Consider the following 12,790-nt stretch of genomic DNA (forward strand, 5'->3'; position numbering starts at 1 on the left):
GGATCAGGATGCGATTCCTGCGACCACTGGCGGATGCCGGGGCCATGTTCTCCCCGGACGGCTCCCCTCGCCACTGGGCGAGAGGTCGCACGGGAGTGGCACAGGTGTGCAGTTCCAAAATAGGCACTTCTGCACCGTACATAATAAGACGTTAGATTAGAATGCGTCAAGCTGGCTGCCCCGATCACCGGACAGGCTCCAACCCGGAGTGACTCCCTCGCCGGCGGACGGGACCACTGGGGAGCGGGGTGGACGACCCCGACCCCGCGCAGAGCCGGGTCTGTCTCGCTGAGCAGGGCCGGAGGACGAAGCCCCGCCCGATCGCGACGATCGGGCGGGGCACATTGCGTACGGCTGGTTCCCCGTCTTGGGGGTGTTAGCGGCGGATGTTAATCTGAGAGCTTCGGCGGGCGAAAATCTGACAGTCGGCATCGCACTCGGGCTGCGCGGCGCGGCAGGTGAAGCGCCGGAGCGGCCGATCCCACAACTTGGCTCCTCCACCGTGGCTGGAGGAGCCCGTGATCGGACGAGAGAAGCGGATGCTGCTCAGACATTACCGGGACGAGGGACTCAGCAAGAGCGAGATTGCGCGCAAGCTCGACATCAGCCGCGACACGATCCACCGACTGATTCGCACCGGGCAGTTGGACCGGGACTTGGACGAGGCGCCAGTGCGCTATGGCCCTCGCCCACCGGTGCCGACGAAGCTGGAGCCCTATCGAGGGATCATTACGGCACGCTTGGAGGCGTATCCGCTGCTCTCGGCGGTGCGCCTGTTCGAAGAGGTCAGAGCCGCCGGGTACGCGGGCGGCTACACGCAACTGAAGGAGTTCGTGCGTCGCGTGCGGCCGTGCCCGGCCCCGGAGCCGATGGTGCGCTTCGAGACCTCGCCGGGCTTGCAGGCGCAGGTGGACTTCGCGGAGTTCAAGTCCCCCTGGGGCAAACGCTACGCCCCGGTGGTGGTGCTCGGCTACTCCAGCCTGCTATGGCTGCGCTTCTACAAGCGGCAGGACATGCGGACCCTGTTCGCGGGGCTGGAGGAGGCGTTCGCCTTCTTCTGCGGTGTGCCGAGGGAGCTGCTTTGCGACCAGATGAAGGCGGTCATCACGCGCGACCTGCGCCTGGAGGGTGGGCAGCTGGTGCTGAACGCAGAGTTCCTGCGCTTGGCCGCCCACTGTGGCTTCCGCGCGCGGGCGTGCCGACCGTACCGGGCCAAGACCAAGGGCAAGGTGGAGCGACCCATCCGCTACGTGCGGGAGAACTTCGTCTACGGGCGGGAGTTCCTGGGCGACGCCCACCTGGACGTGGAGCGGGAGTGCTGGCTGGCCGAGACGGCCAACGTGCGCATCCACGCGACGACGAAGGAGCGCCCCACGGAGCGCTTCGCTCGGGAGGAGTAGGCGGTCCTGCTCTCGCTGGACGAGCGGGCCTACCGCTCGCTCGTCCTGCTGACGCCGGAGCCGATCCCGGCGCTGAAGGCACTGCCGGTCGTGGACCTGGCTGAACCCGCCGGGACAAGCGTGGAGGTGGCGCGGCGTCCGCTCTCGACCTACGCCCGCATCGCGGCCGGTGCGGCATGAGGGGCGCTCCGCTCTCGCGCAGAGACCGCATCCGCGCCCAGCTCGCCGACCTGAAGATGCCCGGTGCGCTGGAGCCGCTGGACGAGATCCTCTCCGGGATCGACGCTGGCCCCCTGACTGCGGCCAAGGCCATCGAGCGCGTGCTGGGGGCACAGATTGCCCTGCGCAACGCTCGGCGGCTGGAGGCGGCGATGCGCTCCAGCCGACTACCGGCGGTCAAGACGCTGGCCGGCTTCGACTTCGCCTTTCAGCCCAGCCTGCGCAGAGAACAGATCGAGTAACCGTTCAGGGGGGGTGGGCAGGAGCAAGGGAGCCGGAGTACCAGAGCGGGAGGCGGCGATCGCCCGGGTGAGGTAGTCGAGCGCACAGACGCCGTTCTGGCGCGCGGTTTCGGTGAGCGTGAGGATGCGCTCAACCAAACGGAGTCCGGTCCCGCTCTGACTCCCGAAACAGCCCTTCCTCCAGAGCACCCCGCGGCGGAGCGCCCGCTCGGCTGCGTTGTTGGTCGGTTCGACCTCGCAGGTGCCAAACGTCCACAGAGAGGGCCACAGGCCCTGCAGGTTGCGCGAGAACGCGGCTACCCTGCGGTCCTGGGAAGCGGCTCCACGCCGCAGCAGGCGGGCGAAGCGGGCCTTCAGCGGAACCAGCCGGCGGGCCAGTTCCCTGCGCGGTGCCTCCTCGCTCTTCCAGGCGCGGACCAGTGCAAAGAGCCGATCAGACTCCGCAACAGCCCAGCGGGCGAAGTCTTCTGCGCAGCCGCCGCGCAGGCCCAGCCCCTCGGCATTGCGCTGCAGGTGCGCCCAACAGAGCTGCCGAGACAGGCAGATGCGGTAGGCACTCCAGCGGTCGCTCGTGACCACCCCGGCGTAGTCTCGCCCCAGCAGGCGCACCAGTTCCCTCGCGCCGCGGCTGGGGCCCAGGTGGAAGAGCGTGGCGCGCCGCGTCACCGCGGTCCAGAGCCAGTGCGAGTGGCCGCGCAGCTTCCAGCCGGTCTCGTCCACACCGGCCGATGCACTGGTGCGAACCTCCCGGCGCACTTCGCGCTGGGCCGGCAGAAGAGCGCGGCTGGCCTGCCTCGCAAACACGACCGTGCTGCCCAAGGAAGGAGCCGGCACATCCAGCAGATCCGAGAAGAAGACCACCAGATCGCGGCGCGAGTCGGAAGCGGCTGACCAGGAGTGCCCCCAGCGCAGCCAGCCGCGGGCCGAAGTGCTTGCCTTCCAACTCGGCCGGAAGCATCGCTCGGGTGGGCATTGCGCAGGTGGGACACTTCAGGCAGAAGAGCTGGTGCTCGACAACGTGGGCGCGCACTGGGGGAAGCTCCACGACCTGGTGGCGTCGCACGGGCTTAGCCTCGCAGGCGAAGAGGAGCGTGTGCCCGCAGTGGTGGCACTGCTCGGGCCGGTGCGGCACCGTCGCATTGACCCGCTCCGGCGGCAGGAGCATGCGGCTTGCCGGTGGGCTTCTTCTTCCGGCGCGTCTTGCCGGGCGGATCCGACGAGGGAGGGCGTGAGGAGTTGGTTGAATCCTGCCCCAAGCGGGCCTCCAACTCCCGTACCCGGGCACGGAGCTGCTCCAGCTCGGCCTTCACGTCGAGGATGACCGCGCATGCTGCAGGGCTGAGAACCTCGCCCGCTGCCTCAAGTTGCTCGACCGCGTTCATGGCAGCGGCTCGCCGCATTTCCAGGGCCAGTCCGCTACCCCTCTGAACGGTTACAACCAAAGAAAAAGCGGGGCCTTTCGGCCCCGCTGAGCGCCCACTCCAGGACTCGAACCTGGGACCCTCTGATTAACAGTCGGAGGCGCGGCAGGAAGGAGCACGGCAAACCGTTGGTATTCCTTGATGTTCCGGAAGAGCCTGCCGGACTTCGACGGCCAAAATGCCGGGTTCTGCCGGTGAACCTATCCCAGAAGTTATCCCACCCCACGCCCCAGCCGGAGCCCCCAGCCGATCACGCGGAGCGGCGGTTCGTCTGCTCGCGCTGGATCTGCTCGGCGAGCGCACGGACGCCGGTCTTTCCGACGATCTGCCGGCGCTCTTCCGTGTAGTCTCCAGCTCCGGTCTCGAACTGCTGGAGGAAGCGCACCATCCCGACCACCCCCAGCTCTCGCCGCAAGGCCTCGACCCCGGCGCGCCGGATCTCGTCCAGAGTCGCAGTCGCAGTATCGATCATGGTTCCTCCTGGCTGATCCAGTTCACCGGATTTACGGCCCCGACACGGAGCTGACCCGCATGCCGTTCGGCTCGCCGAAGCAGTTTGTCCTCTGTGGTCAGAAAGACCTCTGCTCCGCCCCGCTCGGCGCAGGCCAGGTGCAGCGCATCGAAGTCGCGGAACCCGAGCGCTTCCAGCTCCTCGCCACGCGCGATGTCCGTCTCTTCAACCTGAACCCAGCGCGAGACATCTGCGAGCATCTCCCGGACCCGGCGCAGCCGATCGGGGTTGGACATCCGCCCGATCTCGAACTCCAGTACACTACTCCCGAGCCATTGTATCCCCCCGCCCGCGACGCGTTGCAGGATCAGCAGCACCGCTTCTGCTTCCAGGCGAATCCGGGGCTGCCGCTGGTCGTCGAACGGCCGGTTAAAGACAGTCCAACTTGAACTCCGAGGAGAACTGCCGCCTCTTCCGCTCGCTCATGAACTCCTCCTTGAGCCCACGTCCGACACCGCGGGCTTATCTCGGTGTCCACCACGCGGGGGAACTCCAGCCACATCCTCTGCGAGCGCTCCCGCGAGCACGCTGGTTTCAGCGCCTGAGGGCGGCATCAGTCTACGGAGCGGCACCGGATCATCGCGGTCACCGCAGCGCCGTAAGAGGTCCTGCCCTCGATCCGCATCACCGCGTCGGCCCCTTCACGCTTTGCCGTGGCGCGGGCAGTTGCCCCCGCCGCGCTGCTAAGCCCGACGCCTCCGAGACCGCCGCCCGTCTCATCCGGACGGCCGAACAGCACGGAGAGATGGACATCCTCCGTGGTCCCACCGGCCTTTGTGACGCCCTGCAGCATCACCTGGACGGCCGAAACGCCGCGATCGCGCTCCGCGTCGAAGTCCGCCGCCCACTCCTCGTCCTCAATGATGCAGTTCATCTCGTCCGCTCCACGGTACTTGCCCGCGAAGGGGCCGCTGCCGATGGTCACCTCGTAGGTGTCCTCGGAGCTCGGCTCCGCGAGTGCCGGCCCTGCCTCCGCCGCCACGCCGGTGGAGATCGCGTCGGGAGTCGGCGGAGCCTCGGCTCCCGCCTCGCAGCCACTGAGTGCGACCAGTGCCACGAGCGGGAGCAGGAGCAGGGTGGAGGTGCTGCGGATCGGCTTCATCGTCTTCGTCCTCTGGTGGATGGCGGCCAGCGATTCCGGTCGGCTCGTAGACCACGGAGCCGTCGTTCAGCTCACTGCATGAAGTTCGCGCTTCGGCAACGCAGGAGCGCCTTCACCTGCGCCCCGTAGAACGTCGTTCCCTCGACGCGAAGCACCGCTCCCGAGCCCTCCCTGCTCACGCTCAGCCGAGAGTCTCCGCCGTTCTGCGTGCGGTGGATCTGGACCATTCCGGCGTGGGGATCGATCTCCTCGCCGTCCATCACCATCTGGCCGAAGCCCATCGTGAGGGCGAGTTCCCCCGCCGTGCAGCTGCCGCCCGATGCCGGTGCGCCGTTCGCGATCAGCAGCACGCTCGAGAGGCCGCGCTCACGTCGAGCCGTTCCTCAGCAACTCGCCTCCACTCGTGTCCAGGCTGTGGCTGGCGCAGGCCGCGCGATCCTCTCAGCGGCGAGGCCGCTGCTCGCGCAGGAGCAATAGGCCGGCTCGCCGGTAGGCACGCTCCAGTGCTCTCGGGCAGGGCGCAGGCAGAAAGCTGGATTGCATAGAAGCCGCGCCTGGGCTATGATTATCAATGCGGAGAAGGCGTTCCGCAAGCGACTCGACACCTTCCGCGCGCTGCAGCGACGAAACGCCCCCGCCGCATTCCGCCCATCAGGATGGCAACTGCCGCCTTCCCGGTCTCCCGGTTCTCCCCGGGCCGCCTCATGGGCGCTGAGGGACTCGAGCGCCCGCCCCCTGCGGAGGACAGGTGTGATCGAGAACCGCGGTGAGGGCGATCCCCACGACCCGGGGCAGATACCAGACGCGAATGAGAGGGTGAGCGGCTGGTGGCTCCAGGGTGACTCTCCGATTTTTTCCGGAGAGGAGAAAACGAACGCCCGGCAAGCGTAAGTGCTTGCCGGGCGTTCGTTTGTCTACAGCGCCCACTCCAGGACTCGAACCTGGGACCCTCTGATTAACAGTCAGATGCTCTAACCAACTGAGCTAAGTGGGCAAAAAGAAGCGGGAGACGGGGCTCGAACCCGCGACCCTCAGCTTGGGAAGCTGATGCTCTACCAGCTGAGCTACTCCCGCATTTCCCGCAGTACCCCGTAGGGGAATCGAACCCCTGTTTACGCCGTGAGAGGGCGTTGTCCTAGGCCACTAGACGAACGGGGCAAAGATGCTCTGGAGAGGACTCGAACCTCCACGGGCTTGCGCCCACTAGATCCTGAATCTAGCGCGTCTACCAGTTCCGCCACCGGAGCAACTTCAGGTGCGCCCGGAGAGATTCGAACTCCCGACCTTCTGATCCGTAGGCAGACGCTCTATCCAGCTGAGCTACGGGCGCACGAACCACCTGTACCGGACCGAATGCACCGAGTAGGAATCGAACCTACAACCTTGGGATTAAGAGTCCCCTGCTCTGCCAGTTGAGCTATCGGTGCTTCAAATCGTTGCGGGGCACAAACATATAAAAATCCCCGGCCCCGTCAAGCCCCTTCGCAAATCCAGGAGGCGCAGCGACTTGCGCCGGGCGGCCACGAAAAGCGCCCCCGTCCCGCGGAGGGACGGGGGCGCTTTGGCGCCCCGTCACCCCGGGAGGTCAGTAGTCGTAGACGGTGCGCTTCGACTTGTCGATGGTGCTGCCGATCACCGCGCCGGCGAGCCCGCCGGTGGCCGCGCCGATCACCGCGCCCTTGACCCGGTGCCGCGGCCCGCCGGCCACCGCGCCCACGCCGGCGCCGACCACCGCGCCGATGGCGGCGTCACGCTTGGTGTTCTTCACCTCGACCGTCCGCGCCCGCGGCGCCGGGGCCTGGTAGTCGCCGGAGCTCCCCCCGCTGCTGCTCCCCGAGCTGCGGCGCGCCGCCGACGAGCTGCTGCGCGTGCTGCTGGAGCTGGACTTCGACTCCCGCGCCGCGGTGCGGACCGGCTCCTCCACCGGCTTCACCTCGGGCTCGGGCGCCGGGGTCTCGGTGTGGGCCGTGTGGACCATGCCGAGCTCCACCGGCGAGACCACGGCCTGCGCGGCCGGGGCGCTCTGCAGCTCCAGGGTGTCGAGCCAGGCCAGGTCTGCCGGCTCCGGCGCGTCCTGGCGCCCGCAGGCGGCGGTGCCCACCAGGGTGGACAGGACGAGGGCAGTTTTGAGGACACGCATACGTCAGCTCCTGCTGGACACTTGAATCATTTCGCGCCCCTCGGGGCGCCGAAACACCGCGGATCTGCTGGGCTTTCGTCTCAAACCCCTCCACCCGCGGCGCGAGCGGACGCCCCCTGTAGTGCAGGGACCGGGCCAGAACAACGGCCGCTACAATCGGAAGTATTTGTGATCAAATAATATAGCGGTTTTGGGGGCGTTTTGGAAGCCCCGCGGGGCTCCGCGCGGCCCGCTTGCGTGCGGGGACGGGGAGACGCATGGTTCGGCGTTTCGCCGGGCGCCGGGACGCCGGAAACCATCACATGAGCGACGATACGATCGCCCGGCTCGCGCAGGCGGAGCTGGGAGACGACGCGCGCGCCGCCCTGCCGTTCCTGGAGGCGGCCGCCGGCCAGCTCGCGGCGCCGCTGCGGGTGGGTGGGCGCACGCCCGCCCCCGGGGAGCTGCGGGTGGCCGCGGAGTGCGTGCTCCGCCTCCTGCGGCTCGCCGCCTCGCCGGAGGAGGCGGGCGGCGGACCGGAGGCCGCGGGTGCGCGGCTGGCGGCGGATCCCCTCCTCGCGTCCGTCCTCTTCCAGAACGTGGACCTGCTCTACGAGGCCGGCTTCCGCCACGCCGACGCGGTGAGCCTGGCCGTGGTGCACGCGCTGGGGCCCCTGGGAGGGGCCGGGGCCGGCTGAGGAGGAAGCGGCTCGCGGCGGGAGCGGTTCTTGCGCCTGCGCGCCGCATCCGCGCCCGTACCGTACGAGAACGGCGGGCCCGACCGACGACCTGAACGAGGATCGCATGCTTTCGACGATGCGCAGGGAGATCCGCACCCGGGTGCTCCCGGTGCTGTGCGCGGCAGGGGCCGCGCTGGCCGCCGGCTGCGCCATCAACCCCGTCACCGGCCAGCGTCAGCTCGCGCTGATCTCCGAGTCGCAGGAGATCCAGATCGGGCAGCAGGCCGCGCAGGAGGTGGCGCAGAGTCTCGGGCTGGTGAACGACGACGCGCTGCAGGCCTACGTGCAGCGGCTGGGCGCCCGGCTCGCGGCCGCCTCGGAGCGGCCGGGCCTGCCCTGGACCTTCCGGGTGGTGGACGACCCCACGCCCAATGCCTTCGCGCTGCCGGGCGGGTACATCTTCATCACCCGCGGGATGATGAACCTGATGGACTCGGAGGCCGAGCTGGCCGCCGTCCTGGGGCACGAGATCGGCCACGTCACCGCCCGCCACTCGGTGACGCAGATCAGCCGGGCGCAGCTCGCGCAGCTCGGGCTGGGGGTGGGGTCCATCTTCTTCCCCTCCGCCGCGCAGCAGCTCGGCGGCCTGGCCTCCGGGGGACTGCAGCTCCTCTTCCTCAGCTACGGGCGGGACGCGGAGCGGCAGTCGGACGAGCTGGCCTTCAAGTACGCCCTGAGCCAGGGGTACGACGTGCGGGAGATGGACGACATCTTCGCCACGCTGCAGCGGATCGGCGAGGCCGAGGGGCGGAGCCCCCTCCCGAGCTGGCAGTCGTCCCACCCGGCCCCGGCGGAGCGGATCCAGGCGGTGGAGGCGCGCCTGGCCACGCTCACCGGGAACGAGCGGCTCACGCTGGGCGCCGCGGAGTACCTGGGGCAGATCGACGGGCTGGCGTACGGGGAGAACCCGCGGAACGGCTTCTTCCGGGGCGGGCTCTTCCTCCACCCGGACCTGCGCTTCCAGCTCCGCTTCCCGGAGGGGTGGCGGACGCAGAACCTTTCGCAGTCGGTCACGGCGGTGAGCCCGCGCCAGGACGCGGTCATCCAGCTCAGCCTGGCCGGCGCGACGAGCGCGGAGGACGCGGCCCGGCGCTTCCTCGCGCAGCAGGGGGTGCAGGGCGGGCAGACCTTCCGCGACCGCATCAACGGCGTCCCCGCCGTGGTCAGCGCCTTCCAGGCGCAGACGCAGCAGGGCGTGATCGCGGGCCGGGCGGCCTTCCTGGAGTACGGGGGGAAGGTCTACCAGATCCTCTCGTACACCCCCGGAGCCGCCTTCAACGCCTACGACCGGACCTTCCAGGGGGTGATCGGCTCCTTCGCGCCGGTGACGGACCCGGAGGTGCTGAACGTGATCGCGCCGCGGGTGGACATCGTCCGCCTGGACCGGGCTATGTCGCTCACGGAGTTCAACCGCCGGTTCCCCTCGGTGATCCCCCTGGAGGAGCTGGCGCTCATCAACCAGGTGGTCGACGTGAACGCCGCCCTCCCCGTGGGGAAGCTGCTGAAGCGGATCATCCGGGAGCCGGCGCGGCGCTGAGCCTGGCCCTTCCCGGGGCGTCCGCCGCGCGCCATCTTGCCTGTCGGGCCGTCCGGCCCGGCAGGCGCTTTCGTTCCCCTCCCGCCCCGGAGCTCCCACCATGCGCGGCGACCTGCACGAGGCCAACCGCCGCTCCTGGAACGCCGCCACGGCGGCGCACAACTCCCACAAGGGCGACCAGGCGGCGTGGCTGCGCGGCGGGGGGAGCACGCTCTTCCCGGAGGAGCGCGATCTCCTGGGCGAGGTTGCGGGGCGCACGCTGCTGCACCTGCAGTGCAACGCGGGGCAGGACACGCTGAGCCTGGCCGCGCTGGGCGCCGACGCGGTCGGGGTGGACATCAGCGACGAGGCCGTCGCCTTCGCGCGGAGGCTCTCGGCGGAATCCGGGATCCCGGCCGTCTTCGAGCGCGCGGACGTGTACGACTGGCTGGAGGAGGCGGCGCGCGCGGGGCGCCGGTTCGACCGGGTGTTCTCCTCGTACGGAGCGGTCTGCTGGCTGTCGGAGCTGGGGCCGTGGGCGCGGGGGATCGCCGGGGTGCTCGGAGGCGGCGGGCACTTCGTGCTGGTGGATTTCCACCCCGTGGCGGCGATGTTCGACGCGCGGATGCGGCTGGTCTTCCCCTACTCCGGCGGGCGGGCGATCCGCTCCGAGGAGGGGATCCGGGACTACGTCGCCTGGTCCGGGGAGGGGCTGCTGCACGGGGCGGAGTACCGCGAGGGGGTGGTGGACTTCCGCAACCCGCACCCGTCGCACGAGTTCGCCTGGGGGGTGGGGGAGGTGGTCGGGGCGCTCCTGGAGGCGGGGCTCACGCTGGAGGCGCTGCGGGAGTGGCCGTACTCCAACGGCTACGCGCCCTTCGAGGGGATGCGCCCGCTCCCGGGGCGGCGCTGGGCGCCGCCGGAGGGAGTGCCGGAGATGCCACTGATGTACGGCCTCTCGGCCCGGAAGCCGGGGTGAGGGCGATTGTCGGGATGGTGGAAACTGCCTGGATTTCCACCATTCATCCCCGGAGGAGGAGCATGGCCCTGAACATCAAGAACCCCGAGGCCGAGCGCCTCGCGCGCGAGCTGGCCCGGGCGACGGGCGAGAACATCACCCAGGCGGTCACCCAGGCGCTTCGCGAGCAGCTCATCCGGAAGACCGGGCGCAAGGACAAGGCTGGGCTGCGCGAGGAGATCCGGCAGATCCAGGAACTTCAACCAGCACCCGGTGCTGGACGATCGATCCCCGGACGAGATCATCGGCTACGACGAGCACGGCCTGCCGGCCTGACGCATGGTCGCAGACCCTCGGCGCTCGTCGCCGTTCTGCTCCGGGAGCCGACCGCGGACCGGCTCGCATGGTAGGCGACAGCGTGCACTTGAAATACGGGAAGGCCGGGATTAATGTTGGCGCCTGCAGGGCCGCCGTCCGGGCGCGCCGACAAGCGCAATCAGCACACCCAGTTGAACGGAGTCAGCAGAATGGCAGTCGCGGAGAAGGAACAGCTCGAGACCTTCGAGTTCCAGGCCGAGGTGCAGCAGCTCCTGAAGCTGGTGATCAACTCGCTCTACACCGACAAGGACATCTTCCTGCGCGAGCTGGTCTCCAACGCCTCCGACGCGCACGACCGCCTGCGGCTGGAGGCGCTCACGCGCCCGGAGATCGTGGCCGAGGGCGAGCCGGAGATCCGCGTGATCCCCGACGAGAAGGCGCGCACGCGCACGCTCACGCTGCGCGACAACGGCATCGGGATGAGCCGCCAGGAGGTGATCTCCAACATCGGCACCATCGCCAAGTCCGGGACGGCGGAGATGCTGCGCTCCCTGAAGGAGAAGCCCGCCGGCGAGGGCGCCGCGCAGCTCATCGGCCAGTTCGGCGTGGGCTTCTACTCGTCGTTCATGGTGGCCGACCGGGTGGAGCTGGTCACCCGCCGCGCCGGCGAGGCCACGGCGACGCACTGGGAGAGCACCGGCGACGGGAGCTACACCATCTCCGAAGCGGAGCGCGAGGGGCACGGCACCACCATCACGCTGCACCTCAAGCCCGTGGACCGGGAGAACGGGATCGACGACTACGCCGAGCGCTGGACGCTGACCCGCATCATCAAGCAGCACTGCGACTTCATCACCTACCCAATCGTCCTCGTCGCCGAGAAGGAAGTGGACGCGATGGAGGCCGGGCAGGACGCCCCGGAGGCCGAGGCGCGGGAGATCGAGGAGAAGGTCCTCAACTCGCGCCTCCCGATCTGGGCGCGCTCGCCCTCGGAGGTGAAGGAGGAGGAGTACCGGGACTACTACAAGACCATCTCGCACGACTGGACGGAGCCCTTCGAGATCGTCCACCAGCGCGGCGAGGGGACCATCGAGTACCAGGCCCTGCTCTTCATCCCCAGCAAGGCGCCGCGCGACCTGTTCTACGTGGGCGCCAAGCCGGGGCTGAAGCTGTACGTGAAGCGGGTGCTGGTGATGGAGAGCTACGAGGACCTCCTCCCGCGCTACCTGCGCTTCGTGCGCGGGGTGGTGGACTCGCCGGACCTGCCGCTCAACGTTTCCCGCGAGACGCTGCAGGACGACCGCAACATCCGCAAGATCCGCCAGGCGCTGGTGAAGAAGGTGCTCGGCGTGCTGACCGCGATGCAGGAGGGGAACCGCGAGCGCTACACCGAGTTCTGGGGGCAGTTCGGCCGCGCCATCAAGGAGGGGGTGGGGCAGGACCACGAGCAGCGCGAGACCCTCAACAAGCTGCTGATGTTCGAGTCCTCGCGCGACCCGGAGGCGCTCACCACGCTGGGCGAGTACGTGGAGCGCATGCCGGAGGAGCAGCAGGCCATCTACTACCTGACCGGCCCCTCGCGCAGCGTGATCGAGAACAACCCCTCGCTGGAGATGTTCCGCGAGAAGGGCTTCGAGGTGCTCTACCTTTCCGACCCGGTGGACGAGCTGGTGGTGCAGTCGCTCTGGGACTTCGAGGGCAAGAAGCTGAAGTCGGTGGGGAAGGGCGTCGTGGACCTGGGCGGCGAGGAGGAGAAGAAGGATGAGAAGACCGGCGAGGAGGAGGCGTACAAGCCGCTCCTGGAGGCGCTGGAGAAGAAGCTGGAGACGTGGGTGAAGCAGGTGCGCCTCTCCGGGCGCCTGTCCAAGTCGCCCGCCGTGCTGGTGGGGGCGGAGCACGACTACTCGCCGCACCTGGAGCGGATGCTCGCCACCGGGATCAACGACGCGCCCAAGCAGCGGCGCATCATGGAACTGAACCCCGGGCACGAGGTGGTGCGGAAGCTCAAGGCGCGCTTCGACGCCAACCCGGAGGACCCGGCCGTCGCGGAGTACGCGGAGATCCTCTTCGGCTGGGGACTGATCGCCGAGGGCTCGCCGCTGCACGACCCGGTCCGCTTCAACCAGCTCGTCGCGGAGCTGATGGGGCGGGGATTGTAGGCCTCCGGTTCTTCTCCCTCATCCGCGCCCCGTCTCCTCCCCCGGAGCCGGGGCGCTCCTGTCCCGGCGTGGGGCGTCTCCGCCC

At 69.2% G+C, this 12,790-nt stretch carries 13 protein-coding genes and 6 tRNA genes; 7 read left to right on the forward strand and 12 right to left on the reverse strand.

The features are described from left to right. Positions 1–539: 539 nt before the first annotated feature. Together istA and VGR37_17470 are read left to right on the forward strand one after the other, a co-directional pair. Positions 540–1,400: an IS21 family transposase gene (gene istA / locus VGR37_17465; protein ID HEV2149200.1), complete on the forward strand. Its 861-nt coding sequence runs from the start codon at positions 540–542 to the stop codon at positions 1,398–1,400. Positions 1,401–1,576: 176 nt separating this feature from the next. Further along, the gene (locus VGR37_17470) at positions 1,577–1,861 is read left to right on the forward strand and encodes an ATP-binding protein (GenBank protein ID HEV2149201.1); all 285 of its coding nucleotides are present in this window, start codon (positions 1,577–1,579) and stop codon (positions 1,859–1,861) included. On the opposite strand, the gene VGR37_17475 is transcribed toward VGR37_17470, so the two are convergent. The 12 genes from VGR37_17475 to VGR37_17530 form a co-directional block, all read right to left on the reverse strand. Further along, positions 1,787–2,722 carry an IS66 family transposase gene (locus VGR37_17475; GenBank protein ID HEV2149202.1) on the reverse strand — a complete coding sequence of 312 codons (936 nt, stop codon included), beginning with the start codon at positions 2,720–2,722 and terminating at the stop codon, positions 1,787–1,789. The two genes, VGR37_17470 and VGR37_17475, sit on opposite strands and share 75 nt — an antisense overlap. A gap of 810 nt (positions 2,723–3,532) precedes the next feature. Continuing rightward, complete coding sequence (locus VGR37_17480; protein ID HEV2149203.1) at positions 3,533–3,754, reverse strand: hypothetical protein; 222 nt, start codon at positions 3,752–3,754, stop codon at positions 3,533–3,535. Beyond that, complete coding sequence (locus VGR37_17485; GenBank protein HEV2149204.1) at positions 3,751–4,110, reverse strand: hypothetical protein; 360 nt, start codon at positions 4,108–4,110, stop codon at positions 3,751–3,753. Before VGR37_17485 ends, VGR37_17480 begins: the two co-directional genes overlap by 4 nt. Before the next feature lie 236 nt (positions 4,111–4,346). Further along, the gene (locus VGR37_17490) at positions 4,347–4,895 is read right to left on the reverse strand and encodes a hypothetical protein (GenBank protein ID HEV2149205.1); all 549 of its coding nucleotides are present in this window, start codon (positions 4,893–4,895) and stop codon (positions 4,347–4,349) included. Between the two features lie 71 nt (positions 4,896–4,966). Then, positions 4,967–5,245 (reverse strand): hypothetical protein, encoded by a 279-nt coding sequence (locus VGR37_17495; GenBank protein ID HEV2149206.1) that lies wholly within the window; start codon positions 5,243–5,245, stop codon positions 4,967–4,969. A 570-nt stretch (positions 5,246–5,815) separates the two neighbouring features. After that, positions 5,816–5,889, reverse strand: a tRNA-Asn gene (locus VGR37_17500). Between the two features lie 7 nt (positions 5,890–5,896). Next, positions 5,897–5,969: transfer RNA gene (locus VGR37_17505), tRNA-Gly, on the reverse strand. A gap of 11 nt (positions 5,970–5,980) precedes the next feature. Next, positions 5,981–6,053: transfer RNA gene (locus VGR37_17510), tRNA-Glu, on the reverse strand. 5 nt (positions 6,054–6,058) lie between these two features. Beyond that, a tRNA-Leu gene (locus VGR37_17515) sits at positions 6,059–6,142 on the reverse strand. A 9-nt stretch (positions 6,143–6,151) separates the two neighbouring features. Beyond that, positions 6,152–6,225 (reverse strand) — tRNA-Arg (locus VGR37_17520). 24 nt (positions 6,226–6,249) lie between these two features. Beyond that, positions 6,250–6,322 (reverse strand) — tRNA-Lys (locus VGR37_17525). Positions 6,323–6,480: 158 nt separating this feature from the next. Then, positions 6,481–7,035 (reverse strand): YMGG-like glycine zipper-containing protein, encoded by a 555-nt coding sequence (locus VGR37_17530; protein HEV2149207.1) that lies wholly within the window; start codon positions 7,033–7,035, stop codon positions 6,481–6,483. 302 nt (positions 7,036–7,337) lie between these two features. Here VGR37_17530 and VGR37_17535 point away from each other — a divergent pair, with 302 nt between their 5' ends. From VGR37_17535 to htpG, 5 genes are all read left to right on the forward strand, one after another. Continuing rightward, positions 7,338–7,712, forward strand: a complete 375-nt coding sequence (locus VGR37_17535; protein ID HEV2149208.1) for a hypothetical protein — start codon at positions 7,338–7,340, stop codon at positions 7,710–7,712. Between the two features lie 106 nt (positions 7,713–7,818). Next, on the forward strand, positions 7,819–9,291 hold the full coding sequence (locus VGR37_17540) for a M48 family metalloprotease (GenBank protein HEV2149209.1): 1,473 nt from the start codon (positions 7,819–7,821) through the stop codon (positions 9,289–9,291). A gap of 100 nt (positions 9,292–9,391) precedes the next feature. Continuing rightward, the gene (locus VGR37_17545) at positions 9,392–10,249 is read left to right on the forward strand and encodes a class I SAM-dependent methyltransferase (protein ID HEV2149210.1); all 858 of its coding nucleotides are present in this window, start codon (positions 9,392–9,394) and stop codon (positions 10,247–10,249) included. A gap of 62 nt (positions 10,250–10,311) precedes the next feature. Then, positions 10,312–10,638, forward strand: a complete 327-nt coding sequence (locus VGR37_17550; GenBank protein HEV2149211.1) for a type II toxin-antitoxin system VapB family antitoxin — start codon at positions 10,312–10,314, stop codon at positions 10,636–10,638. A 117-nt stretch (positions 10,639–10,755) separates the two neighbouring features. Then, positions 10,756–12,705 (forward strand): molecular chaperone HtpG, encoded by a 1,950-nt coding sequence (htpG, locus tag VGR37_17555; GenBank protein ID HEV2149212.1) that lies wholly within the window; start codon positions 10,756–10,758, stop codon positions 12,703–12,705. The last annotated feature ends 85 nt before the right edge of the window (positions 12,706–12,790 follow it).

It is taken from the genome of Longimicrobiaceae bacterium, assembly GCA_035936415.1.
Lineage (GTDB): Bacteria > Gemmatimonadota > Gemmatimonadetes > Longimicrobiales > Longimicrobiaceae > JAFAYN01.

Bases quoted from the DNA above. Each gene is read 5' to 3' on its own strand.
- istA (HEV2149200.1), top strand. From the start codon at position 540: ATGCTGCTCAGACATTACCGGGACGAGGGACTCAGCAAGAGCGAGATT.
- VGR37_17470 (HEV2149201.1), top strand. From the start codon at position 1,577: ATGAGGGGCGCTCCGCTCTCGCGCAGAGACCGCATCCGCGCCCAGCTC.
- VGR37_17480 (HEV2149203.1), bottom strand. From the start codon at position 3,754: ATGATCGATACTGCGACTGCGACTCTGGACGAGATCCGGCGCGCCGGG.
- VGR37_17490 (HEV2149205.1), bottom strand. From the start codon at position 4,895: ATGAAGCCGATCCGCAGCACCTCCACCCTGCTCCTGCTCCCGCTCGTG.
- VGR37_17530 (HEV2149207.1), bottom strand. From the start codon at position 7,035: ATGCGTGTCCTCAAAACTGCCCTCGTCCTGTCCACCCTGGTGGGCACC.
- VGR37_17535 (HEV2149208.1), top strand. From the start codon at position 7,338: ATGAGCGACGATACGATCGCCCGGCTCGCGCAGGCGGAGCTGGGAGAC.
- VGR37_17540 (HEV2149209.1), top strand. From the start codon at position 7,819: ATGCTTTCGACGATGCGCAGGGAGATCCGCACCCGGGTGCTCCCGGTG.
- VGR37_17545 (HEV2149210.1), top strand. From the start codon at position 9,392: ATGCGCGGCGACCTGCACGAGGCCAACCGCCGCTCCTGGAACGCCGCC.
- VGR37_17550 (HEV2149211.1), top strand. From the start codon at position 10,312: ATGGCCCTGAACATCAAGAACCCCGAGGCCGAGCGCCTCGCGCGCGAG.
- htpG (HEV2149212.1), top strand. From the start codon at position 10,756: ATGGCAGTCGCGGAGAAGGAACAGCTCGAGACCTTCGAGTTCCAGGCC.